The 22,789-nt window shown below is 70.7% G+C and carries 25 protein-coding genes and 3 tRNA genes; 17 read left to right on the top strand and 11 right to left on the bottom strand.

Annotation, left to right across the window (positions count from 1 at the left end):
- Positions 1-33: 33 nt before the first annotated feature.
- Positions 34-417 (top strand): phage holin family protein, encoded by a 384-nt coding sequence (locus ACY466_RS17825; protein ID WP_463252342.1) that lies wholly within the window; start codon positions 34-36, stop codon positions 415-417.
- A 26-nt stretch (positions 418-443) separates the two neighbouring features.
- Here the strand turns inward: ACY466_RS17825 and ACY466_RS17820 are convergent, their stop codons facing one another.
- A complete protein-coding gene (locus ACY466_RS17820) occupies positions 444-1,316 on the bottom strand; it encodes a 1,4-dihydroxy-2-naphthoate polyprenyltransferase (protein WP_463247171.1) in 873 nt (290 codons plus the stop codon).
- A gap of 190 nt (positions 1,317-1,506) precedes the next feature.
- On the opposite strand from ACY466_RS17820, the gene ACY466_RS17815 reads away from it, so the two are divergent.
- Positions 1,507-1,695, top strand: a complete 189-nt coding sequence (locus tag ACY466_RS17815; protein ID WP_463247168.1) for a hypothetical protein — start codon at positions 1,507-1,509, stop codon at positions 1,693-1,695.
- Here ACY466_RS17815 and ACY466_RS17810 read toward each other — a convergent pair.
- The 4 genes from ACY466_RS17810 to ACY466_RS17795 form a co-directional block, all read right to left on the bottom strand.
- Complete coding sequence (locus ACY466_RS17810; protein ID WP_463247164.1) at positions 1,692-2,798, bottom strand: GAF domain-containing protein; 1,107 nt, start codon at positions 2,796-2,798, stop codon at positions 1,692-1,694. The two genes, ACY466_RS17815 and ACY466_RS17810, sit on opposite strands and share 4 nt — an antisense overlap.
- 71 nt (positions 2,799-2,869) lie before the next feature.
- Complete coding sequence (gene menE / locus ACY466_RS17805) at positions 2,870-4,033, bottom strand: o-succinylbenzoate--CoA ligase (RefSeq protein WP_463247160.1); 1,164 nt, start codon at positions 4,031-4,033, stop codon at positions 2,870-2,872.
- Positions 4,026-4,409: a VOC family protein gene (locus ACY466_RS17800; RefSeq protein WP_463247158.1), complete on the bottom strand. Its 384-nt coding sequence runs from the start codon at positions 4,407-4,409 to the stop codon at positions 4,026-4,028. Before ACY466_RS17800 ends, menE begins: the two co-directional genes overlap by 8 nt.
- Positions 4,409-5,320: a 1,4-dihydroxy-2-naphthoyl-CoA synthase gene (locus ACY466_RS17795; protein WP_463247155.1), complete on the bottom strand. Its 912-nt coding sequence runs from the start codon at positions 5,318-5,320 to the stop codon at positions 4,409-4,411. The genes ACY466_RS17800 and ACY466_RS17795 overlap by 1 nt, the downstream gene beginning before the upstream one ends.
- Before the next feature lie 37 nt (positions 5,321-5,357).
- Between ACY466_RS17795 and ACY466_RS17790 the strand changes: the two genes are divergently transcribed.
- The 4 genes from ACY466_RS17790 to ACY466_RS17775 all read left to right on the top strand — a co-directional run bounded on the left by ACY466_RS17790 (position 5,358) and on the right by ACY466_RS17775 (position 9,929).
- Complete coding sequence (locus tag ACY466_RS17790) at positions 5,358-6,002, top strand: PaaI family thioesterase (RefSeq protein ID WP_463247152.1); 645 nt, start codon at positions 5,358-5,360, stop codon at positions 6,000-6,002.
- Between the two features lie 133 nt (positions 6,003-6,135).
- Entirely contained in the window at positions 6,136-7,158 is a 1,023-nt protein-coding gene (locus tag ACY466_RS17785; RefSeq protein WP_463247150.1) for an o-succinylbenzoate synthase, read from the top strand.
- Between the two features lie 40 nt (positions 7,159-7,198).
- Positions 7,199-7,633, top strand: a complete 435-nt coding sequence (locus ACY466_RS17780) for a DUF6918 family protein (RefSeq protein WP_463247147.1) — start codon at positions 7,199-7,201, stop codon at positions 7,631-7,633.
- A gap of 94 nt (positions 7,634-7,727) precedes the next feature.
- A complete protein-coding gene (locus tag ACY466_RS17775) occupies positions 7,728-9,929 on the top strand; it encodes a beta-glucosidase (RefSeq protein WP_463247145.1) in 2,202 nt (733 codons plus the stop codon).
- Here the strand turns inward: ACY466_RS17775 and ACY466_RS17770 are convergent.
- Positions 9,914-10,972, bottom strand: a complete 1,059-nt coding sequence (locus tag ACY466_RS17770) for an AbrB family transcriptional regulator (RefSeq protein WP_463247142.1) — start codon at positions 10,970-10,972, stop codon at positions 9,914-9,916. The two genes, ACY466_RS17775 and ACY466_RS17770, sit on opposite strands and share 16 nt — an antisense overlap.
- A complete protein-coding gene (locus ACY466_RS17765) occupies positions 10,969-11,565 on the bottom strand; it encodes a flavin reductase family protein (protein WP_463247140.1) in 597 nt (198 codons plus the stop codon). The genes ACY466_RS17770 and ACY466_RS17765 overlap by 4 nt, the downstream gene beginning before the upstream one ends.
- Before the next feature lie 73 nt (positions 11,566-11,638).
- Here ACY466_RS17765 and menD point away from each other — a divergent pair, with 73 nt between their 5' ends.
- Complete coding sequence (gene menD, locus ACY466_RS17760) at positions 11,639-13,249, top strand: 2-succinyl-5-enolpyruvyl-6-hydroxy-3-cyclohexene-1-carboxylic-acid synthase (RefSeq protein WP_463247138.1); 1,611 nt, start codon at positions 11,639-11,641, stop codon at positions 13,247-13,249.
- A 3-nt stretch (positions 13,250-13,252) separates the two neighbouring features.
- Here menD and ACY466_RS17755 read toward each other — a convergent pair whose 3' ends face one another.
- Positions 13,253-13,750 (bottom strand): DUF2505 domain-containing protein, encoded by a 498-nt coding sequence (locus tag ACY466_RS17755; RefSeq protein WP_463247135.1) that lies wholly within the window; start codon positions 13,748-13,750, stop codon positions 13,253-13,255.
- A gap of 65 nt (positions 13,751-13,815) precedes the next feature.
- Here ACY466_RS17755 and ACY466_RS17750 point away from each other — a divergent pair, with 65 nt between their 5' ends.
- From ACY466_RS17750 to ACY466_RS17740, 3 genes are read left to right on the top strand one after another with little or no spacing between them, the layout of a single operon-like run.
- Positions 13,816-14,280, top strand: a complete 465-nt coding sequence (locus ACY466_RS17750) for a DUF3592 domain-containing protein (RefSeq protein ID WP_463247133.1) — start codon at positions 13,816-13,818, stop codon at positions 14,278-14,280.
- A gap of 46 nt (positions 14,281-14,326) precedes the next feature.
- A complete protein-coding gene (locus ACY466_RS17745) occupies positions 14,327-15,472 on the top strand; it encodes a glycosyltransferase family 4 protein (RefSeq protein ID WP_463247130.1) in 1,146 nt (381 codons plus the stop codon).
- Positions 15,473-15,497: 25 nt separating this feature from the next.
- A complete protein-coding gene (locus ACY466_RS17740; protein WP_463247128.1) occupies positions 15,498-16,211 on the top strand; it encodes a demethylmenaquinone methyltransferase in 714 nt (237 codons plus the stop codon).
- Positions 16,212-16,238: 27 nt separating this feature from the next.
- On the opposite strand, the gene ACY466_RS17735 is transcribed toward ACY466_RS17740, so the two are convergent.
- Positions 16,239-16,598 (bottom strand): hypothetical protein, encoded by a 360-nt coding sequence (locus tag ACY466_RS17735; protein ID WP_463247126.1) that lies wholly within the window; start codon positions 16,596-16,598, stop codon positions 16,239-16,241.
- 153 nt (positions 16,599-16,751) lie between these two features.
- On the opposite strand from ACY466_RS17735, the gene ACY466_RS17730 reads away from it, so the two are divergent.
- Positions 16,752-17,741 (top strand): hypothetical protein, encoded by a 990-nt coding sequence (locus tag ACY466_RS17730; RefSeq protein ID WP_463247124.1) that lies wholly within the window; start codon positions 16,752-16,754, stop codon positions 17,739-17,741.
- Positions 17,742-17,775: 34 nt separating this feature from the next.
- On the opposite strand, the gene ACY466_RS17725 is transcribed toward ACY466_RS17730, so the two are convergent.
- Positions 17,776-19,080, bottom strand: a complete 1,305-nt coding sequence (locus ACY466_RS17725) for a geranylgeranyl reductase family protein (RefSeq protein WP_463247121.1) — start codon at positions 19,078-19,080, stop codon at positions 17,776-17,778.
- Positions 19,081-19,166: 86 nt separating this feature from the next.
- Here ACY466_RS17725 and ACY466_RS17720 point away from each other — a divergent pair, with 86 nt between their 5' ends.
- On the top strand, positions 19,167-20,192 hold the full coding sequence (locus ACY466_RS17720) for a polyprenyl synthetase family protein (RefSeq protein ID WP_463247118.1): 1,026 nt from the start codon (positions 19,167-19,169) through the stop codon (positions 20,190-20,192).
- Positions 20,193-20,266: 74 nt separating this feature from the next.
- Positions 20,267-21,130 carry a zinc metalloprotease HtpX gene (htpX, locus tag ACY466_RS17715; RefSeq protein ID WP_463247115.1) on the top strand — a complete coding sequence of 288 codons (864 nt, stop codon included), beginning with the start codon at positions 20,267-20,269 and terminating at the stop codon, positions 21,128-21,130.
- 134 nt (positions 21,131-21,264) lie between these two features.
- Here the strand turns inward: htpX and ACY466_RS17710 are convergent, their stop codons facing one another.
- A complete protein-coding gene (locus ACY466_RS17710; RefSeq protein WP_463247113.1) occupies positions 21,265-21,756 on the bottom strand; it encodes a YajQ family cyclic di-GMP-binding protein in 492 nt (163 codons plus the stop codon).
- Between the two features lie 213 nt (positions 21,757-21,969).
- Here ACY466_RS17710 and ACY466_RS17705 point away from each other — a divergent pair.
- The 4 genes from ACY466_RS17705 (at position 21,970) to rpmG (ending at position 22,641) form a co-directional block, all read left to right on the top strand.
- Positions 21,970-22,052 (top strand) — tRNA-Tyr (locus ACY466_RS17705).
- A gap of 144 nt (positions 22,053-22,196) precedes the next feature.
- Positions 22,197-22,269, top strand: a tRNA-Thr gene (locus ACY466_RS17700).
- Positions 22,270-22,304: 35 nt separating this feature from the next.
- Positions 22,305-22,377: transfer RNA gene (locus ACY466_RS17695), tRNA-Met, on the top strand.
- 96 nt (positions 22,378-22,473) lie between these two features.
- Positions 22,474-22,641: a 50S ribosomal protein L33 gene (rpmG, locus tag ACY466_RS17690; RefSeq protein ID WP_463247110.1), complete on the top strand. Its 168-nt coding sequence runs from the start codon at positions 22,474-22,476 to the stop codon at positions 22,639-22,641.
- Positions 22,642-22,789 lie beyond the last annotated feature (148 nt).

Genomic DNA, 22,789 nt, shown 5'->3' with positions numbered 1-22,789 from the left:
GGCCCGCACCGCGTGCGTGAGAGCATGGCCGACATGGTTCTGGCGATTCGATTGGTCATCACGGCGTTCGCGATCTGGTTGGCGTCGAACTGGGTGGAGGGCATCTCCATCGCGAGCTCGGGGCGCGGCACCACGTGGGACCTGATCGTGCTGCTGGGTATCGCGTTGGTGTTCACTGCGGTCAACGCGCTGGTCAAGCCGATCGTCCAGCTTCTCTCGCTGCCGCTGATCGTGCTCTCGCTCGGGTTGTTCCTGCTGGTGATCAATGCACTCATGCTGATGCTCACGTCGGCGATCACCGAGACCACGTCCTACGGACTCACCGTCGACGGGTTCGGGGCGGCCTTCTTCGGCGCCGTGGTCATCGCCGTGGTGAACCTGGTGCTCGGCGTACTGGTCCCCGACCGGCGCGGCTGAGCCCCCCCGGGGGCCGTCCTGCGATCTCAGGCGAGAACGAGCCCCACGGCCGTGGCGATCGCCCACAGCAGCATCGCCAGCCCGGAATCGCGGAGTGCCGGGATCAGGTCGCGCCCCGTCCTGCGCTGCCGCACGGGGGCGTTGGCCCGCCAGGCCAACGGGAATGCCACCAGACCCAGCACGGCCCACGGCGACGCCGCGATCAGGGCCAGGCTCACCACGAACGGCACCGCCAGCAGCGCGGCGTGCAGACCCCGGCTGCGGCCGTCTCCGAGGCGCACCGCGAGGGTGCGCTTCCCGGACTCGGTGTCGGTGGGGATGTCGCGGATGTTGTTGGCCACGAGAACGGCGCTGGAGAACGCACCGATCGCGACGGCGGACCCCAGACCGACCAGGGTGAGCGCGCCCGTCAGCACGAACTGCGTGCCCAGCACCGCGACCAACCCGAAGAACACGAACACCGCGATCTCACCGAAGCCGCTGTACCCGTAGGGAGTCGAGCCGCCCGTGTAGAACCACGCGCCGGCGATGCACAGCGCGCCGACCAGGATCAGCCACCAGGCCGTCGTGATCGCGAGGACCAGACCGGCGACGGCCGCGACGACGAAACACCCGATCGCGGCGTACTTGACCGACGCGGGCGAGGCGACCTTCGAGCCCACCAGGCGCAGCGGCCCCACGCGGTCGTCGTCCGTACCGCGGATCCCGTCGGAGTAGTCGTTCGCGAAGTTGACCCCGACGATCAGAGCGAGGGCGACCACCAGGGCGACGGGCACCTTCCACCAGGTGACGGGACCGGACGCGGCCGCCGCGGCTCCGGTGGCCACCACCACGGGTGCGATTGCGTTGGGGAGTGTGCGTGGACGCGCGCCTTCGATCCACTGTGCTGCGGTTGCCATGAGCCGATCTTTGCGTACGCGTTCCGGGCGCCGCCGACCGTGTCGACTTGTCGCCACGCAACGGCACGGATTACCATTCTTTTCGCGCCCCTACCCGGGGGTTACCTGCGGTCTGTCGTGGTCGGCCGTGGACGTGGCATCTCTTCACCGGCGGTGATGTTCCGCCGTGCGACAAACCCCGGGATGAATCGTGGACAGCATCGACACTTCGGTAACCGCCCTCGTCACGCGTATGAGCGAGGACGAGCTCGACCGTTCCATTCGCGCATTGACGTTGTCGCAGCGCCGTTTCCTGCTGCGGGGCGACCTCGACGCCGCATGGATGGTCACCGAGGACCTGGAACGCTGCCTCGCGGCGCGCGCGGGTGTGGACCGCTAGCCGTCCCACCCCGGGTCGTCCGCCGCGACCGGATCGGGATCGTCCGTGGACCCGACCGTCCGGAACTCCACCATGAGGTAGCGATCGCCGTCGACGTCGGGCAGCAGCGTCGCGCGCACGTCCACCACGGTCCACCCGCCCGCCAGTCGGCGCAGGCGCACGGCCGGAACCTCCTGTTCGCGTGCGTCTCCCCGCGCGAGCGCACGGACGGCGTCGGCGAGACGTCCCATGTCGCCGGGATGGGGAGTGTCGCGCTGATCGACCATTCCCTTCCATTGGATGCCCTCGACCGGATCGGTGAGCCATCGCACCAGCCGGATCCGCCGGAAGTCGACGAGGGCCACGGCAGTTCGCGTCGAGCGGGTCATGCTGCGCAGGGCGAGGGATTCCACCGACGGCATGGGGGCGGGCAGATCGTCCTCGGCGATTGCGAAGGACACCCCCCGCGACACCCGGCCGGAGTCGTCGGTGGGCGTCACCGTGCGGACCGCGGTGCGCACGGCCAGCGGACCGTGCTCGGAGGCCAGGGTCAGGGGTCCGTCCCACCGGTCTCCGGAACGGGCCTTCAGCAAGGCGGTGAGCAGTCCCATGGCGTGGTCGGGGTCGACGATGGCCTGGAACACCTCGGGCGCGGTGACCGCGGTCCGGTTCGGCAGCGAGGAGCGCGACACCGCGTCCCACATCCGATCGCCGACGGTGAACCGTCGAACTCGATCCGACCATTCGTAGCCCGACGCCCACGGTCGGCTCGTCGGGGTCGTCGAGGAATCCGTACCGATGTGGAGTTGGACGCCGTGCACGCGGCCGCCGGGCCCGGACACCGGGAACGCGCGCAGAACGGCCGTGTCGCCGCCCGAGGGGAGGGTCTGCAGAGCGGAGCGGCCGGTACCGGCAACGCGTCGAACCAGGTCACGGGCGGCGTCGGCGACGCGTTTCGACGGCGTCGCTCGCGAGAGCGCGGTCCAGTCCTTCGGCCGGCCGTCCACGCAGAGCACCCGCGCGGAGTCCGGATCGTCGAGGGTCTCGACGAGGATCCAGCCGTGGTGATCGACAGGCATGCCGTGAGTGCTCGGGGCGGACCCCGCACCCGACGGGTCGTTCATCGTGTTGCTTCCTCCACAAAACCGACCTGTCTTCAGTCCGAGGACTCTATCGACCGAACGCCGGTCGGGCGTTACAACGTAAGAAGTCGAGCTCGCGCCGCGGCGCGGTCCACCTTGCCGGGCCCGCGCAGCGGGAGGGCCTCGACGAACCGGATCTCACGCGGGGCCGCGGCGCGACCCAGTGCGTCGGTGACGGCGGCGCGCACCGCGTCGGCCGTCGGAGTCGTCCCCGGGCCGGGGACGATCAGGGCGGCGACCCGATGGCCGAGGCGGTCGTCGGGCACTCCCACCACGACGCATTCGGCGACACCGTCCAGTTCGGCGAGAACCGCCTCGACCACCTGCGGCACGACGGTCAGGCCACCGGTGGTGATGGCGTCGTCGATGCGGCCGACGATGCGCAGGACGCGTCGGCCGCCGGGCAGGGTGTCGACGGTCCCGGCGTCGTCCGTGCGGAACCACCCGGGTTCGGCGAAGGCCGGATGATCGGGCATTCCGCGATAGCCGGATGCGAGGGTCGCGCCGCCGAGCACCACGCGACCGTCGTCGATGCGGACCTCGACGCCGTCGAGGGCGACGCCGTCGTAGACGCAGCCGCCGCACGTCTCGCTCATGCCGTAGGTGCGCACGACGGGGATGCCGGCGTCGCGGGCGCGGGCCAGAACCGGCGCGGGGGTCGCCGCGCCGCCGAGAAGCACCGCGTCGAACCGCGCGAGGGCCGCGGCGGCATCGGGCTGCTCGAGGACCTTGATCAGTTGCGTCGGCACCAGCGAGGTGTATCGACGCGGCGCGTGCATCTCGGCCTCGGCCTCGACGAGTAGCCGCGGATCGAACCCGTCGGCGACATCGACGATCGTCGGCTCCGCCCCGGCCGCGATGCTGCGGAGCAGCACCTGCAGCCCGGCGATGTGATGGGCGGGCAGCGCCAGCAACCACGCGCCGGGTCCCCCGAGCCGGCGGTGGGTGGCGTCGGCGCTGGCTCGCAACGCGTCGACGGTGAGCAGTGCGCCCTTGGGGACGCCGGTGGACCCGGAGGTCGCGACGACCATGGCCACGCCGTCGTCGATCGGGGTACCGGGGGACAGGGCCGAGGTCAGCCGCGTCGTCTCCCGCGCGTCGTCGGCGGGGACGGGCAGCACCGCGCCCACGGACCCGTCGAGCACGCGCCGCAGGGTGGGGAGAACCTCGCGCGCCGCGGACCCGCGGGAGACCGGCAGGACCGCGAGATCAGTCACCGCGCACGTCGCGGCGCAGCGGATGATCGGCGGGAATCTCGACGACGATGATGCGGGTGCCGTCGGGATCGTCGATCCACATCTCGATCAGACCCCAGGGCTCGGTGACCGGCGGCCGCACGATCGTGACCCCCGCCGCCTCGAGTTCGGCGCGGGCCGCGTCGGCGTCGCGCACCTGGAGGAACAGGGTCGCCGCGGTGGGCGCGTCGGGATCGTGGCCGTGTGCGGCCACCTCGACCAGTCCCTGCCCGGCGAAGAAGACCGTCCCGCCCCCGTAGTCGCGAAAGATGCCGAGTCGCAACCGATCTCGGTAGAACGCGACGGTGCGCTCGTAGCGGGCCGGTCGCAGGATGGTGCGGCTGGACAGGACCTCCATCAGAAGTACCAGGGGTAGGGAGCCCAGTCGGGTTCGCGCTTGCCCAGGAACGCGTCCCGCCCCTCGACCGCCTCGTCCGTCATGTAGGCCAGCCGCGTGGCCTCGCCCGCGAACAACTGCTGGCCCATCAGGCCGTCGTCCGTGAGGTTGAACGCGTACTTCAGCATGCGCTGCGCCTGCGGGGACTTGCCGTTGATCGTCGCCCCCCACGCGATCCCGACGGTCTCGAGGTCGGCGTGATCGACGACCTTGTTGACCGCGCCCATGCGGTGCATGTCCTCGGCGGAGTACGTCTCGCCGAGGAAGAAGATCTCCCGCGCGAACTTCTGGCCGACCATCTTGGCGAGGTAGGCGCTGCCGTATCCGCCGTCGAAGCTGCCGACGTCGGCGTCGGTCTGCTTGAACCGGGCGTGTTCACGGCTGGCGATCGTCAGGTCGCACACCACGTGCAGGCTGTGACCGCCGCCGGCCGCCCACCCGTTGACCAGGCAGATGACCACCTTGGGCATGGTGCGGATGAGTCGCTGGACCTCGAGGATGTGCAGACGTCCGGCGCGGGCCCGGTCGACGGTCTCGGCCGTCTCGCCCTCCGCGTACTGGTAGCCGCTGCGGCCCCGGATGCGCTGGTCGCCGCCCGAGCAGAACGCCCAGCCGCCGTCCTTGGGGCTCGGTCCGTTGCCGGTCAGCAGGACCGCGCCCACGTCCGACGTCATGCGCGCGTGGTCCAGGGTGCGGAACAGCTCGTCCACCGTGCCGGGGCGGAACGCGTTGCGCACCTCGGGACGATCGAACGCGATGCGTACCACCGCTTCGCGCACGTGTCGGTGGTACGTGATGTCCACCAGGTCGTCGAATCCGGGGACGACGGTCCACTGGTCGGGCTGGAACGGGTCGGCCTGTTCGGTGCTCACGAACCTCACCTTAGGGGGCGTCCGATACCGTCGGGCGATGACAGGTCGATCCCATGCCGACGCCTTCGAGGACGCCGAGTACGCGCGGTCCGGAGGCTTCCCCCGCTTCAGCGTCGCCCGCCCACCCGCCGCGTACGGCCGACTGATCGAGGCGCTGCGCACCGTCCAGGATCTCGCCGTCTCCACCGACGTGCCCGAGGACCGGCTCGACGACCTCGCCGACCGAGCCGAGGCGCTCGCGGCCGAGCTCGAGCCCCACGTGGTGCCGGAGCGACACTCACCCGCGGGTCGCGCCGTCGACCTGCCGGGCCGCGGATCGCTGCTGCTGATGCCCTGGACCATCGAGAAGTACGGCGCCGACGGAGTGCGGACCACGGGCGTGTTCCGACGCTTCCACCTCGGCGGTAACGGTGCCGCGCACGGCGGCACGTTGCCGCTGTTGTTCGACGACCTGTTCGGGATGATCCAGCACGCCTACGGACGGCCGATCAGTCGAACCGCGTTCCTGCACATCGACTATCGCGCGGTGACCCCGCTGAACACCCAGCTCGTGGCGGAGGGGCACGTCACGGAGGTCGACGGCCGCAAGGCGTTCATCGAGGCGACGCTGAAGGACATGGACGGGAAGCTTCTCGCCGAGTGTCGGGCGTTGATGGTGCAGCTGTTGCCGGGGCAGCCGTGAGCGCCCCCGCGCACCCGCTCGCCCCTGCTTCTGCCCCCGCCCCCGCCCCCGCGCACCCTCCAGCGCTCGCCCCAGCCCCCGCCCCTGCCCCCGCGCACCCTCCGGCGCTCTGCGCACCGTGCAGCGTGCGCGGATGACTGCAGGGTGCGCGCGGCCGAGCATCGACGACATCCTCGCCGCCTCGCACGTCGTCGCGCTCCCCTTACGAGAGCGCTTCCGCGGCATCACCACTCGCGAGGTGATGCTGATCGAGGGCCCGGCCGGGTGGGGTGAGTTCGGCGCGTTCACCGAGTACGACGACGCCGAGGCCGCGCACTGGCTCGCCGCCGGACTCGAGGCCGCCTACCAGGGCCCGCCCCCGGCGCTGCGCGACCACGTGAGGGTCAACGCCACCGTTCCCGCCGTGTCCGCCGATCGGGTGCCGGACGTTCTGGCGCGCTTCCCCGGCGCCACGACGGCCAAGGTCAAGGTCGCCGAGAAGGGGCAGACCCTCGACGACGATCTCGCCCGTGTGAACGCCGTCCGCGAACACTGCTCCTCGGTCCGCGTCGACGCGAACGGTGGGTGGAGCGTGGAGCAGGCCGTGACCGCACTGCGCGCGCTGACCCGTGACGGCGACCTTCAGTACGCCGAACAGCCCTGCGCGAGCGTCCCCGAACTCGCGGAGGTGCGCCGGCTGCTCCCCGGCGTGGCGATCGCCGCCGACGAGAGCATCCGCCGCGCGAGCGACCCGCTGGCCGTGGTGCGCGCCGGCGCCGCGGACGTCGCGATCGTCAAGGTCCCGCCCCTCGGCGGAATGCGCGCGGTCGTCCGGCTCGCGGCCGAACTCGCCGAGTACGGGGTGCCCATCGTGGTGTCGAGTGCACTGGACACCGCCGTCGGGATGACTGCCGGACTCGCGGCCGCGGCGGCCCTGCCGTCGGGCGAACTGGCGTGCGGACTGGCGACGGGTCGGCTGTTCGTCGACGATGTCGCCCCCGGTCGCGAGGTGGTGGGCGGCCGGCTCGCGATCGCTGCCGCGACGCCGGATCCGGAGCGACTGGCGCGGTTCGCGGCGACGGACGAGCGCCGAACGTGGTGGCACGCCCGGGCGCGTCGGGCCTACGCGCTTCTGCACCGAACCCGCGACCCGTTCCCGCCGTCGGCGGACCGGTAATCTCCGGCGCGACCGACGTAACCGACCGAAGGAATGTTTCGTGGCCGCACCACTGAGTGACTCCCTGCTCGATCCGACGACGCAGCCGGCCGTGCACGCCGACGTCCGCGCGCTGATCGACGCCGAGGTCTCCGACAAGGGGATGACCGTCAAGGCCGTCTACGGCGCCGTGAAGAAGGTGGGACCGTCCGTCATCGAGGACGCCGTCGCCAAGCTGTGGCCGGGATTCGTCGACGCGCTCGACCCCTTCTGGCAGAAGTACTCCGCCGCCCCGACCGGCACGTTCGGCGACCACCTGGTCGCGAACTCCGACGCCGCGTCCGACGCGTTGCTCGGCGTCACCGACTCCCGCATCGACGGCACCAGCAAGTCCGCGATCAAGAAGGGCTACTCCTCGCTGCGCCCGTCGGCGAAGAAGAACGTCACCGCCGCCCTGCCCCGCGTCGGCGATCTGGTCCAGAAGCACGCGGGCTGACGTATCGGGTGCGCCGAGCCGCGGCATCCGCGGCCGGGCGCACCCGAGCCGCCTCACCCCACCCGTGTCGCCCCCGGGTGGTGTACTCGGAGGTATGGACGACACTCTCGCCGCACTCACCAGTGGACTCGACTTCTGGCACACCGAACCACAGGACGGACTGCCGTCGATCACTCTCACCGACGGCCCGCACGGCGTCCGGATGCAGGCGAGCGAGAGCGACATGTTCTCCGGGCGCCCCGCCACGTGCTTCCCGCCGGCGACGGCCACCGCGAGCACCTGGGATCCGGAGTTGTTGCGGCGCATGGGAGAAGCGCTCGCCGCGGAGGCCAGGTCGATGGACGTGTCGGTTCTCCTGGGCCCCGGCATCAACATCAAGCGCAGCCCGCTGAACGGTCGCAACTTCGAGTACTTCTCCGAGGATCCGCTGCTGACCGCCGAGCTGGCCACCGCCCTCGTGCAGGGCGTGCAGAGCGGGGGTGTCGGTACCTCGCTCAAGCACTTCGCGGTCAACAACCAGGAGACCGACCGCATGCGCGTCAGCGCGGAGGTCGACGAGCGCACGCTGCGCGAGATCTATCTGCGCGCCTTCCAGCGCGTCGTGCGGGACGCGCAGCCCTGGACGGTCATGTGCTCCTACAACCGCATCAACGGGGTCCACGCCTCCCGCAACCGCTGGCTGCTCACGGACGTGCTGCGCGGTGAGTGGGGGTACGAGGGCGTCGTGGTGTCCGACTGGGGCGCGGTGGTCGATCGTGTCGATTCGGTCGCCGCGGGGCTCGATCTCACGATGCCCGGACCCGACGCGGCGGGCGATCGCAGCCTGGTCGAGGCCGTCGACAGCGGCCGGCTCGACCGCGCCGCACTCGAGGCCTCGGCCGGGCGGGTGCGCGCGCTCGTCGAGAAGGCGGGGACCGCGGCCCCGTCGGGCGAGGTCGATCACGACGCCCACCATGCGCTGGCGCGGGAGATCGCGAGCCGGGCCATCGTGCTTCTGAAGAACGACGGCATCCTGCCGCTCGCTCCCGGGGCCGACTCCGTCGCGGTGCTCGGCGAGATCGCGCGCACCCCGCGCTACCAGGGCGGAGGCAGCTCTCAGATCACCCCCACCCGGCTCGACGACGCCCTGTCGGCCATCACCGCCGCGACCGACGCGACCGTGTCCTTCGCTCCCGGCTACGACGCGGACCATGCGTCGACGGAGGAGACCGAGGCCGACGGCGCCGCCCTGGCCGAGGCCGTCGAGCTGGCCCGACGCAGCGACGTCGCGATCGTCTTCGTGGGGAACGATCCGGAGACCGAGGGCGCCGACCGCACGGCGTCGACGCTGCCCGAGGGCCACCTCGCACTCGTGGAGCAGGTGTCCGCGGCGAACCCGCGCACCGTCGTCGTCCTGAGCAACGGCGGCGTCGTCCTGACCTCCCCGTGGGACGCGGACGTGCCCGCGGTCCTCGAGTCCTGGCTGCTCGGTCAGGCCGGGGGCGGAGCGATCGCGGACGTGCTGTTCGGCGCGGTGAACCCGTCGGGACGGTTGGCGGAGACCATTCCGCTCACGCTCGAGGATCACCCGTCGTTCCTGGATTTCCCCGGTGAGCACGGCGTGGTGCGCTACGGCGAGGGCATTCACGTGGGGTACCGCGGGTTCGACGCGCGCGAGACCGAGGTGGCGTACCCGTTCGGTTGGGGCCTGTCCTACACCACCTTCGAGTACGGGGAGGCGACGGCGACCGTCGGCGAGCACGGCATCGAGGTCTCGGTCCCCGTGACGAACACGGGCGACCGCGACGGCCGCGAGGTGGTGCAGGTGTACGCGTCCGCGCCGAGCGGAACCGCGCGCCGGGTGCCGCGCGAGCTCGTCGGCTTCGCGTCCACCCCCATCGCGGCGGGGGCCACGGAGACGGTCACCACGACCGTGCGTCGCGACGACCTGGCGTACTGGGACACCCGCGTCGAGGCGTGGATCGTGGCGTCGGGGGAGTACGTGCTGGCGGTCGGGGCGTCCTCACGCGATCTGCGCGGCGTCGTCACCGTCGACGTGGACGGCGACGATCCGGCGGTGCCGCTGACCCGCGAGTCCACCGTCACCGAGTGGCTCGACCACCCGCAGGGCGGACCGGTGTTGCGTGAGGCGATGGGCGACGGATCCGTGGTCGACGCCATGATGGGCAACCCGGAGACGGCAATCTTCCTCGCCGGCGTGCCGCTGAGCCGCATGACGGCCTTCGGTGACGGCAACCTCACCGACGAGGTCGTGGACCGGATGGTCGCGGAGGCGAACGGTCAGTCGCCGCGCTGACGGGAGCGGGTGAACAGCGGGACGATCAGCAGCATCAGGAGCACGCGCAGCACCTGGGCGGCGACGACGAAGGTGACGTTCGCCCCGCTGGCCGCGGCGATGGCCAGGACCGCGTAGATGCCGCCGGGGGTGGTGGCCAGATACGCCTCGTAGGGGGTGACGCCGGTGGCACCCACCAGCACCAGGCCGAGGAGCGCGCACCCCACGGCGAGGGCGACGATCAGCAGCAGCGCCCAGGGCAGTACGCGTCCGATCGAGCGGAGACTCTCCACGGTGAACCGCAGGCCCGCCTGCCACCCGATGACGATGTAGGCGGCCTGCAGCAGCAGGAACGGCACGCCGGCGTCGAACGAGAAGCCCGCGATGTCCGCGGCGCCGGCGACGATGAGCGGCCCGAGCAGGGCGGGCGCGGGCAGCCGCACCAGCCGAGCCAGCGGGATTCCGACGGCCAGGCAGGACACCATGAACGCCGCGTCCACCCACAGCGGCGCTCCGGCGGCGTGCGGTGCGGGCCCGTCGCCGCTGGTATCGGCGGCGAAGACCAGGGTCGCCACCACGGGCAACGACGCGGTGACCAGCAGCACGCGGACGTACTGCACGACGGCGACCATGCGTTCGTCGCCACCGAGATCGCGGGCGATCGCCACCATGCCCGACGCGCCGCCGGCCACCAGCGCCAGCGCGCCCGTGGTGGTGTCGACATCGCGGTGCAGTCCCAGCAGCGCCCCGGCCCCGACGGAGAGCATCAGCGTGCCGAGCGAGACCAGGACCACCGGGATCCACGCGGACCCCAGACCGGTGAGCGTCTCGCGGTCGAGGAGCGTGCCGATCTCGACGCCGAGAACCGCCTGCGCGCCCATCCCCGCGACCCGCGGGACGCGCGCGGGCCCGACGCGGGTGAGTGCGAAGACGGTCGCGACGAGCAGGGCGACGAACAGCGCCGCCGACGGGACGCCCACGCGCTCGGCCAGCACGGTGACCGCGACGGTGACCGCCGCGAGCAGTGCCCAGCGGGCCGCGAGTATCGGCAGCCCGGGTCTCACTCGGCGGTCGTGGGCCGTTCGATGCGGCGCACCGGCGGCGTCGTGCCCCACTCGTCGCGGCCGAGCCGGCTCAGCGGCGCGATCGCGTCGAACGCGGGCAGACCATCGTCGGCGAGGCATTCCGGGCGGACCGTGACGAGCTCGACGGACCCCATGATCACGAAGCAGTTGCCGACCTCCACGACCTGCAGGAGCGAGGCCTCGATGGAGATCGGGGACTCCGTGACCCGGGGCGGGCGGACCTTCTCGCTGGGCTCGTGGGCGAGGCCGACGGCGTCGTGTTCGTCGACCTCGGGGGCGAACGGCGCCGAGGTCTTGTTGACCGCCTCGAACAGCGATTCGGTCGCGAGGTTGATCACGAACTCGCCGGTCGCCTCGATGTTGCGGAGGCTGTCCTTGCGGCCCACCGAGGTGAACTGCACCACGGGCGGTTCGGTGCTCGAGACGGAGAAGAAGCTGTACGGGGCGAGGTTCGCCGTCCCGTCCGCGGACACCGTCGACACCCACGCGATGGGTCTGGGCACCACCGATGCGGTCAGCAGCTTGTAGAAACGGTGGGCGTCGATGTCCCGGGGGTCGAAGAGTGTGCGCACCGCTCCATTCTGCCGTCGGCGATCGGCGGCCACCCCACCGAGGCCGCGTCGCGAGTTGTGACACTCTGAAATGGTGAACCCGTCCACCGCTCAGGCCACTGTCGTCGTCGACGAGATGATTCGCGGCGGCGTCCGTGACGTGGTCCTGTGTCCCGGCTCGCGCAACGCCCCGCTGGCCTTCGCGCTGCAGGCCGCGGACGATGCGGGCCGCGTCCGTCTGCACATGCGCATCGACGAGCGCACCGCCGGTTTCCTGGCGATCGGGCTGTCGGTCTCTGCTCGTCGACCGGTTCCCGTGGTGATGACCTCCGGCACCGCGGTGGCCAATCTCGCGCCCGCGGTGCTCGAGGCGAACTACGCCCGGATCCCGCTCGTGGTGCTCAGCGCGAACCGGCCCTACGAGATGCTCGGCACCGGTGCCAACCAGACCGTGGAACAGCTCGGCCTGTTCGGCAGCCAGGTACGGGCCACCATCAGCCTCGGCCTCGCCGAGGACGGCCCGGCCGTGAACAGTCAGTGGCGTTCGGCCGTGTGCCGGGTGCTCGCCGCCGCGCGGGGAACCCGCTCGGGCAACGCCGGCCCCGTGCACTTCGACATGCCGCTGCGCGAACCGCTCACCCCCGACCTCGCCGATCCGCGTCCCGCCCCGGCCGGCCGCGCCGACGGAACGGCCTGGACCACAACGCAATACGCGAGCCTGGACGTCCCCGTCGAGCTCGACCTCACCCAGGACACCGTCGTCGTCTCCGGCCACGGCGCCGCGCTGCGCCCCGAGCTCGCCGGGTTGCCCACCGTCGCCGAGCCCACCGCGCCAATGCACGGACTGCCGGTGCACCCGCTCGCCCTCACCGCGCTGAAGCCGACGCAGGCGATCATCACCGGCCGCCCCACCCTGCACCGTCAGGTGTCGAGGCTGCTGGCCGATCCGTCGGTCTCCGTCGTCGCCCTCACCACGGGTCCGCGGTGGCCCGACGTCTCGGGCAACGTCCGCGCCACCGGCACCCGCGCGGTGGTGTCCGGTGAGCCGACCGCGGACTGGATCGCCCGGTGCGCCGACGCGTCCGCGGCCGCCGACAAGGCCGTGAGCGAGCAGTTGGCCGTGCATCGCGGCATCACCGGACTCCACGTCGCCGCGGTGGTCAGCGCCGCCCGTCGGCCGGGCGACCTGCTGCTCCTCGGCGCGTCGAACCCGGTGCGCGACATGGCTCTCGTCGGCTACCCCGACCCCGACGTTCGCGTGCTGTCGAACCGCGGCGTCGCCGGCATCGACGGCACCGTCTCCTCGGCCGTCGGGGCCGCGCTCGCCCACGACGGCCGCACGATCGCCATGATGGGCGACCTGACCTTCCTGCACGACGCGTCGGGCCTGCTCATCGGCACCGGCGAACCACGGCCGAAGAACCTGACCATCGTGGTCGCGAACGACGACGGCGGCGGCATCTTCGAGTTGCTCGAACAGGGCGATCCGCAGTACGCGGGCGTGTTCGAGCGCGTCTTCGGCACCCCGCACGGCATGGATCTCGCCGCGCTGTGCGCCGCCTACCGCATCCCGCACCGGCGCCTGGACCCCGACGCGTTGGCCGTCGCGCTCGCCGCCGACGCCGACGGCATCCGGGTTCTCGAGGTCACCACCGACCGGTCCGGACTGCGCGACCTGCACGCCTCGATCCGGGCCGATCTGTAGCGGTCAGCTCTTCTGCAGGTACTCGCGAGCCTGCGCGCTCTCCGACTGCACGAGGCGGCCGATCATCTCCACGATCATGCCCTCGATCTTGCCGCCGACCAGCGGCATCTTGACCTCGGCGGTGCCGGTGAGGCGCAACCGCGCACCCGGACCCGACGGGTCGAGGGAGAACGTGCCGTGCACCTTGGCCGGTAGCCCGGTCGATCCCCCCTCGAGCGAGCCCGACGCGTGGTCGCCCTCGAGCGGGCCCCAGGTGTCCTTGCGCGTGATGGTGAGATCGCCTCGGATGACCTTCTTGACCACGCCCGGCAGCACCTGCGCGCCGACCCCCTCGGCCATGGTCACCGAGAAGCCGCCGTCCGGGTTCTTCTCGTAGGTGACCGTCGCGCGATCCGCTGCCTCCGCCATCCGCTGGTTCCAGAGGTTCTCGTCGGTCAGTGCCGCGTATGCCTCCTCGACCGTGACGTCGAAGTCTTCCGTGTATTCGAATGTCCGCCCCATGGCGGGAGAGGCTACCCACTCGGCCCCTGCCGGGCGCGAGCGGTGGCCTCGCTAGCCTGGTTCGAATGACCCCGCCCGACGCCCCGAGACGCTCGCGCTTCGCCGGGGCGCCTCGGGTGCTGCTGATCGTCGCCGTGTCGATCTCCGCTCTCGCGGTGGTCCTGGTGATCGCCGCATGGCGCAACGACATCGTCATCTCGTCCGACAAGGGCACCGCCACCGCGGACGTCCTCTCCGCCGGTCAGTGGCGGTCCGCGGTCAGCTTCGTCACTCCCGACGGTGAGACCCGCAATCCCGAGCTCGGGGTGCTGTATCCGACCAATCTGGTGTCGGGGCAGCGCATCGACGTCGAGTACGCGCGGTCCGACCCGGATCTGGTGCGCGTCGCCGGGCGCAACGCGTCGGTGGCGGTGATCCCGGCCCTGTCGGTGATCGTCGTGACCTGGGTGGCGACCGGGCCGATCGTGTGGTGGCTGGTGCGTCGCCGCGAGCCGGGTCCGGACGTTCAGAAGCCCGTCGCCGAGTCGTAACGTCGGCATTGCCGCGCGGTCGCCGCGCCGGTGAACAGTGACTTTCGTGCGCATTGCCGTGATCGCCGAATCGTTCCTGCCCCACGTCAACGGAGTGACCAACTCGATCCTGCGGGTGCTCGAGCACGCGGAGTCCGCCGGGCACGAGGCGATGGTCGTGGCCCCCGACACCCCGTCCGGACAGCCTGCCGCCCCGACCGAGCATCGCGGCACCCCGGTGCTGCGCGTGCCGTCGGTGATGGTGCCCAAGGTCAGTTCGTTGCCCGTCGGGGTGCCCGGGCCCGGCATCACCGCGGCCCTGCGATCGTTCGGCCCCGACGTGGTGCACCTCGCGTCACCGTTCTCCCTCGGGGCGGGCGGTCTCGCGGCGGCCCGGAGACTCGACGTACCCGCCGTCGCGATCTACCAGACCGATGTCGCCGGGTTCGCCGAGAGCTACGGACTGGGCCTGACCTCCCGCGCGTGCTGGGCGTGGACGCGGCGGATCCACAAGGGCAGCGCCCGCACCCTCGCGCCGTCGACCGCGGCGATGGACGCGCTCGCCGAGCACGGCATCCCCCGCGTGCACCGCTGGGGCCGCGGGGTGGACACCATCCGCTTCGTTCCGTCGGCGCGGTCGCCGGAGGTGCGCGCCTCGTGGGGCGTCGCGGACGAGCTCGTCGTGGGCTTCGTCGGTCGGCTCGCGCCGGAGAAGCACGTCGAGCGCCTCGCGGTGCTCGACGCGGTGCCGGGAGTTCGCGTGGTGATCGTCGGGGACGGGCCCGAGCGGCACCGGCTCGAGGCGCTCATGCCCACCGCGGTGTTCCTCGGCCAGCTCGGTGGGGACGACCTCGCCCGCGCGTACGCGTCGTTCGACGTCTTCGCTCACCCCGGCGAACACGAGACCTTCTGCCAGACCGTGCAGGAAGCCCTGGCCAGCGGGGTTCCCGTGATCGGTCCCGACGCCGGCGGGCCGCGTGATCTGGTCAGCCACTGCCGCAACGGCTACCTGCTGCCCCCGGACCGCTACAGCGAACTGCTGCCCAGCGCGGTCGGTGCGCTGGCGGATCCGACCACCCGCGCTCGGTTCGCCGGATCGGCCCGCACCTCCGTGCTGCACCGGACCTGGCCCGTGCTCTGCGCCCAGCTGATGGACCACTACGAGGACGTCATCGGGACCGGCTCGTCGCGCCGCCACTCGTCCGCCGCCTGACCGAGCGCCCAGTACGCTCGAAACTGTGTCGACACATCCCACCCCGTCGCGGGCGCAGCTGGACAAGAAGCCGCAGGACGTCGCGTCCATGTTCGACGGCGTGGCCGAGCGGTACGACCTCACCAACACCGTGCTGTCGTTCGGTCAGGACCGCGGCTGGCGCACGGCAACCCGCGCGGCGCTGAACCTGCGCGCCGGCGAGGCCGTGCTGGACCTCGCCGCGGGCACCGGGGTGTCGACGGAGGAGCTGGGCAAGTCCGGCGCGTGGTGCGTCGCCACCGATTTCTCCAAGGGCATGTTGCAGGCCGGACTCTCGCGTCGGCTGCCGATGATCGCGGGCGACGCGATGGCCCTGCCCTACGCGGACGACGTGTTCGACGCCGCCACCATCTCGTTCGGTCTGCGCAACGTCGCCGACCACGGGGCGGGGCTGCGGGAGATCCTGCGCGTGGTGAAACCCGGTGGGCGCCTGGTGGTCTGCGAGTTCTCGACGCCGGTGTTCGCGGGCTTCCGCACCCTCTACATGGAGTACCTGATGAAGGCGCTGCCCGCCGTGGCGCGCACCGTGAGCAGCAACCCCGACGCGTACGTGTACCTCGCGGAGTCCATCCGCGCGTGGCCGACGCAGGAGGAGTTGGCCGCACGGCTGCAGAACGCCGGGTGGCGCGGGGTGCGCTGGAAGAACCTCACCGGTGGGATCGTCGCGCTGCACAGCGCGGTCAAGCCCGATCCGGTCTGAGCGTCGGCGAACCAGGGCTGAGGAGCGTCAGCGCACCAGGGCCACGTTGTTCGTCCAGTCGGCGTCGCCGTTCGCCGTGGTGGCGAGTACGGCCACCGACCACGGGGTGAACCGGCACGCGAAGAAGTTCACCGTCACCGAGGCGCCGGGCGCGATGTCACCCGGCTGCGTGAACGCGCCGAAGTTGTTGGTGCTGTAGACCTGCACCCCGCGGGCCACTGCGCCGCCGGTGTTGGTGACGGACGCGGTGCAGTCGAACGGTCCCTGCGTCACCACCAGATCCGGACCCGCCGGCGCCGCGAACGCCGACGCGGGGGCCGCGAGGAGAGATCCGGCCGCGATCGTGATCGCGGCGGCGGTGAATCCCGCAGTTCGTCGTGCGCTCATGTCCACTCCCTGTCGATGGTCGGTCATCACCGTGTCGTGGGCGCGCGAGAAGTCGTTACACGGCCGCCGTCGGTCGTGCGAGCACGTTTGTCGTTACCGCGAGTACACGACATCGCTGTGTGCGGACTGGCCGTGTGCGGCATGATTCGGCTCATGCCTGCATCGGATTGGCTCCCGTACGCCGCGCTCGTGGCGTCCCTCGTCGCCGCGGGTGGAGCGGGGTGGGCCGTCAGCACCACCCGGGTTCACCTGACCCGCGAATCGCGTCGGGCCCGGGAGTTGCGCACCCTTCGCTCCGAGCTCGGACGCGACTCCGATCGGTCCACCGTCGAGTCCTCGCTCGTGCGCGATCAGGTGACCGAGCGGTACCAGGAACTGTCCGTCGCCCTGACCACGTTCCAGTCCGTCTGGGTCGAGGCCGTGCACCACCGGACCGCTGCCGACGCGTCCGCGCTGCCGCCGGGGTCCGATGTCACCACCATCGACGCTCGCCTCGACGCCGCGTACCGAGAACTGCAGCGGGTCTCGACCATCACCATCGTCGTCGCGCGTCCACGCGTGGCTCCGTTGCTCGAGCTGCTGATGTCCCTGGATCTGCGAGTGTTGGTGCCGTTCACCGGAACCGAGGCCACGCCCGCACCGGCGGTCGAGCGCTTGAACCGTGAGCACGGGTTCCTGCTCGAGATCCAGCGGTTGCTGCGCGAGGCGATGCGGGCGGATCTCGGACTGCTCGAGGCCAACGAACTCGGCATGCTCATCATGGACACCAAGCGCGTGCTGGACACCCTGTCGCCGAGCCAGCGCTCTCTCGGCTACGGCATGTCCGAGCGGCGACTCCTCGAGTACCTCGGCGCGTTCGGCGTCCAGGTGCTGCCCGGTGGGAACGAGTACGACTTCACCATGGAGGCCGACCGTTTCGCCTTCTTCCAGTCGAAGGACCCGGCGCTCGCCGGAGCCGTCGAGGCGATCCTGGCGGTCTACGGGGCCGATCTGTCCCTCGCCGTGCACGCCGGCATCGGCGAGGAGGCCCGGCTGCCGGTGCTGCAGAAGGTGGTCACGACCCTCGAGTCCGGGTTCCGCGATCGCCCCGGCGTACTGCTCGGCGACGGTACGACGGTGTACGCGTTCCGGCCGGGGGACTGACCTCGCCACCCGGTCTGCGGGGGATCGGCGTCCGTCAGGAGAACGGGGGTCGGTCGTCCACCCGCAGCGACGCCGATCCCGCCGCACGCCACGCCCGCGCCACCACGTCGTGATCCTCCTCGGTGATCAGGTTGCCCATCACCTTGACGGCGACGGTCATGATCGCGCGCGAGCGCATCCCGATGGGGCCGGTCACGGGCAGGAACTTGGGGACGGTCAGCAGCCCGGCGAGGCGTCGCGCCACCGAGAAGCTCTGGCCGTAGTGCTCGCGCAGCACGGCGGGCCACACCTCGGTGAGATCGGGATCGTCCAGGTGCTCCGCCACCAGTCGGCCGCCCTCGAGCCCGTAGTCGATGCCCTCCCCGTTGAGCGGATTGACGCATGCCGCCGCGTCGCCGATGACGGCCCAGTTGGGGCCCGCCACGTGGGACACGGCGCCGCCCATCGGCAGCAGTGCCGACTGCACGCGGCGCGGCCCACCCGTCAACGACCACGCCGACTGTCGTTGCGCCGCATAGAGTTCCAGTAACGGCCGCAGGGCACTGGCCGCCGGGCGCTTGGACGTCGCGAGCGTGCCCACCCCCAGGTTGACCTCGCCGACCCCCTCGCTCTCGGTGCCGGGAGTGCCGTGCGCTCCGAGCGGGAACACCCACCCGTATCCGGGTTGCAGATCCCCGTCGGCGTTGCGCAGTTCGAGGTGCGAGGTGATCCACTCGTCGTCCCCGCGCGCACTCGTGACGTAGGCCCGCGCCGCCACCCCGAATGCGGTGTCCCGGTGCCACTCCCGGCCCAGCATCTTGCCCAGCGACGAGCGCACGCCGTCGGCGACGATCACCGTGCGGCACGAGATCGAACGACGGCCCTCGCGGCTCTCGACCACGACGGCGGCGACGCGTCCGCCGTTGCGGATGACGTCGACGGCCTTCCACCCCTGGGCCATCTCGGCGCCCGCATCGACGGCGACCCGCCGGATGCGGTCGTCGAGTTCGCTGCGCGGGACCGCGGCGCCGACGGCGGGCAGCGAACCCCCCGGCCACTCCAGAGTCACCTTCTGGCCGAATCCGGTGAGCTCGAGGCCACGGTTCTGCGCGCGTGATCGGACCCACTCGCCGAGGCCCAGTCGGTCCAGTTCGGCGACCGCTCGCGGCGTCAGCCCGTCGCCGCAGGTCTTGTCGCGAGGGAAGGTCGCCGCATCCACCAGAACGACGTCGTGACCAGCACGTATCGCCCAGGCCGCGGCGGCGCTGCCCGCAGGTCCGGCCCCCACCACGAGCACGTCTGTGCTCGTCGGAAGTTCCGATGCCGTCGTCGTTGTGTCCCGTCCGGGTCCATCGGTCATCACTCCATCATCCAGGCAAGCTAAGTTGGGGTCAGACGGGCGCGGTCCACTACCGTGCCCCCGAGAAGAAACGGGTGGCCGCCGCGGTGACCGACACGAGTGCGAGTACGGCCGACGCGACCGTGGTCGCGGGAGTCGACTTGGGGAACGTCGAGTTCGCGGCGACGGTCCGCGCAGCGATGGCGGACGTCGAGACGCTGCTGGTCGAGGAACTGTCCGACGGCGAGGACTTCCTCACCGAGGCGGCGCTGCACCTGGCCAAGGCCGGCGGCAAGCGGTTCCGCCCGATGTTCACGGTTCTCACCGGCCAGCTGGGTCCCGATCCGTCGAGCCCGGACATCGTCACGGCCGCCACGGTTCTCGAGATGGTGCACCTCGCGACGCTCTATCACGACGACGTGATGGACGAGGCGGAGATGCGCCGCGGCGTCACCAGCGCGAACTCCCGGTGGAGCAACAGCGTGGCGATCCTGGCGGGGGACTACCTCTTCGCGCACGCGTCGCGGTTGGTGTCCACGCTCGGTCCCGAGGCGGTCCGGGTGATCGCCGAGACCTTCGCGGCGCTGGTGACCGGCCAGATGCGAGAGACGGTGGGCACCAGAGCCGATCAGGATCCGGTCGATCACTACCTCAAGACGGTGTGGGAGAAGACCGGCTCGCTCATCGCCACCAGCGGCCGCTTCGGCGGAACCTTCTCCGGGGGCGACGCCGAGCACATCGCGCGCCTCGAACGCCTCGGCGACGCGGTGGGAACGGCGTTCCAGATCGCCGACGACATCATCGACATCTCGTCGGTGGCATCGGAATCGGGCAAGATTCCCGGCACCGATCTTCGCGAAGGGGTCCACACCCTCCCCGTGCTGTTCGCGCTGCGGACCGAGGGCGCCGACGGAGACCGGCTGCGGCATCTGCTGCGCGGCCCGCTCACCGACGACGACGCGGTCGCCGAAGCCCTTCAGTTGCTCGTGCGGTCGCCCGGCATGGTGCAGGCCCGTCGCACCCTCGAGTCCTACGCCCAGCGCGCCCGCACCGAACTCGACGCTCTCCCGCAGGGTGCGGCCAACGACGCGCTGCGGCAGCTCGTCGAGTACACGGTGGCGCGCACCGGCTGACGCGTCGGGAACGGGTTCAGGGCCTGACACGTTGACTCGACGAAGGGTGTCGGTCCAAGGTCTGGAGTCTCGAGATGAAGTTCGCGAACGGTATGAAGACGTTCGGCCTGATGGTCGGAATGTCGGCGCTCATCGTGTTCATCGGATCGTTGTTCGGCAACTCCACCATCCTGGTGGTGGCGGTTCTGCTCGCGGTCGCCGTGAACGGATACGCCTATTTCAACAGCGACAAATTGGCGCTGAAATCGATGCGCGCGCAGCCCATCACCGAGGTCGAGTATCCGCAGATCTACGCCATGGTGCGCGAATTGGCGACGGCCGCGCACCAGCCGATGCCGCGCCTCTACATCAGCCCCACCAACGCACCGAACGCGTTCGCGACCGGTCGCAATCCGCGCAACGCGGCGGTGTGCGTCACCAGCGGCATCCTCGGTCTGCTGAACGAGCGCGAACTGCGCGCGGTGCTCGGCCACGAGCTCTCGCACGTCTACAACCGCGACATCCTGATCTCGTCGGTCGCGGGCGCCATGGCCGCGGTGATCTCGGGTCTGGCCAACTTCGCGTTCTTCGCCAACATGTTCGGCGGCCGCGGCAACGGTGGCGCCAATCCGATCGCGCTGCTGCTGGTGTCGATGCTGGGGCCCATCGCGGCCTCGGTGGTCAAGCTCGCGGTGTCGCGGTCGCGGGAGTACCAGGCCGATCAGTCGGGCGCCGAGCTCACCGGCGACCCGCTGGGACTGGCGTCGGCGTTGCGCAAGCTCGCGTCGGGCACGCAGGCCGCACCTCTGCCGCCGGACCCCAAGCTCACAGCGCAGTCGCACCTGATGATCGCCAACCCGTTCCGCATGGGGGAGCGCGCCGGCAAGCTGTTCTCGACGCACCCGCCGATGGAGGAGCGGATTGCGCGGCTCGAGCGCATGGTCGACCCGTTCCGCTGATCCGCACCCCGCCGGTCCACCCCGCCCGGGGCACCCCGCCCGGATCCTCACCGCTTTCACGACTACGCACCCCCTGCGACGCGCTGCAGGGGGTGCGTACTGCACACAGGGGGTGCGAATGCGGGAGATCGACGCTAGCGGTAGTTCACGAACTGCAGAGCGATGCCGAAGTCCTCGCCCTTGAGCAATTGCTGCACCGCCTGCAGGTCGTCGCGCTTCTTGCTGCTGACGCGCAGTTCCTCGCCCTGGATCTGAGCCTTGACACCCTTGGGGCCCTCGTCGCGGATCTTCTTGGAGATCTTCTTCGCGTTCTCGGTGCTGATGCCCTGCACCAGCGTGCCGGTGATCTTGTAGGTCTTGCCGGACTGCACGGGCTCGCCCGCATCGAAGGCCTTCAGCGAGATGTCCCGCCGAATCAACTTCTCCTTGAACACGTCGAGGGCGGCCTTGACGCGCTCCTCGGCCTCGGCGGTGAGCACGATGGCTTCCTCGCCGGACCACTCGATCTCCGCGCCGGTGCCGCGGAAGTCGAATCGCGTGGACAGTTCCTTGCCGGCCTGATTCAGGGCGTTGTCGACCTCCTGGCGGTCGACCTTGCTGACGACGTCGAACGACGAATCGGCCACGGGACGCACTCTCCTCGGATCTGTTGTGGGTGCCGCGGACACGGCACCGCGAACTTCTGACGTGATGGTCGACCGTAGTCGCCGGCTCCGGCCGGTCGATCAGGCGGGCGGGGAGCCCGGAGGCCGGTCGATCAGGCGGTTTGGTGTTGGGGGGTGCTGTCGTTGTATTCTTCTCAACGCGCTGCAGCGAAGCAACACCGCTGCGGTACGCACGGCAGATTGCCCGAGCGGCCAATGGGAGCGGACTGTAAATCCGTCGGCTTATGCCTACGTAGGTTCGAATCCTACATCTGCCACACCGACGAACCCCGGCGTAGTTCCTCGCCGGGGTTCGTTCGTGAAGTACCCGTCAGGCCCCTGAACAGCGGGTTTGGCGGCGCAGGAGCGCACTGTGTAGTGTTCTCCAAGGCTTCGACGCACGCATGCCGTGCGCCGAACCTGCCCCCTTAGCTCAGTCGGTAGAGCGTTTCCATGGTAAGGAAAAGGTCAACGGTTCGATTCCGTTAGGGGGCTCGCGGGACCGAGCGCCTGCCGGCGCCCGGCACCGAGGCGGTGTAGCTCAGTCGGTAGAGCAAACGACTCATAATCGTTGTGTCGCCGGTTCAAGTCCGGCCATCGCTACTCGACAGACTCCGCCGCTGCTGCGCGCAGTGGGGTCCGGCTCCGAACGACCGACGCAGCACCCGCATCAGCGCACTACCGAAAGCAGGCATCGACGTGGCCCCCTCCACAGACGTTCGCCCCAAGATCACCTTGGCGTGCGAGCAGTGCAAGCACCGCAACTACATCACCAAGAAGAACCGTCGCAACGATCCCGATCGCCTCGAGATCAAGAAGTTCTGCCCGAACTGCGGTACGCATCGCGCGCACCGTGAGTCGCGCTAGAGAACTCGGTTCCTCTCAGCTTCCGGTCACGGCCACACCCGGTGTGGTCGTGACACAGTTGTGTCCGGCGGACGACAGATTCTTCTGACTCTCCGATCGTCGTTCCGAACCCGACGGAGAGTTCTTTCTCATCGTGACCACCACTTAC

Source organism: Rhodococcus sp. K11/5 (assembly GCF_055193735.1).
Note: the sequence above shows the minus strand (reverse complement) of the source record. Positions and strands in the feature narration are given on the sequence as shown.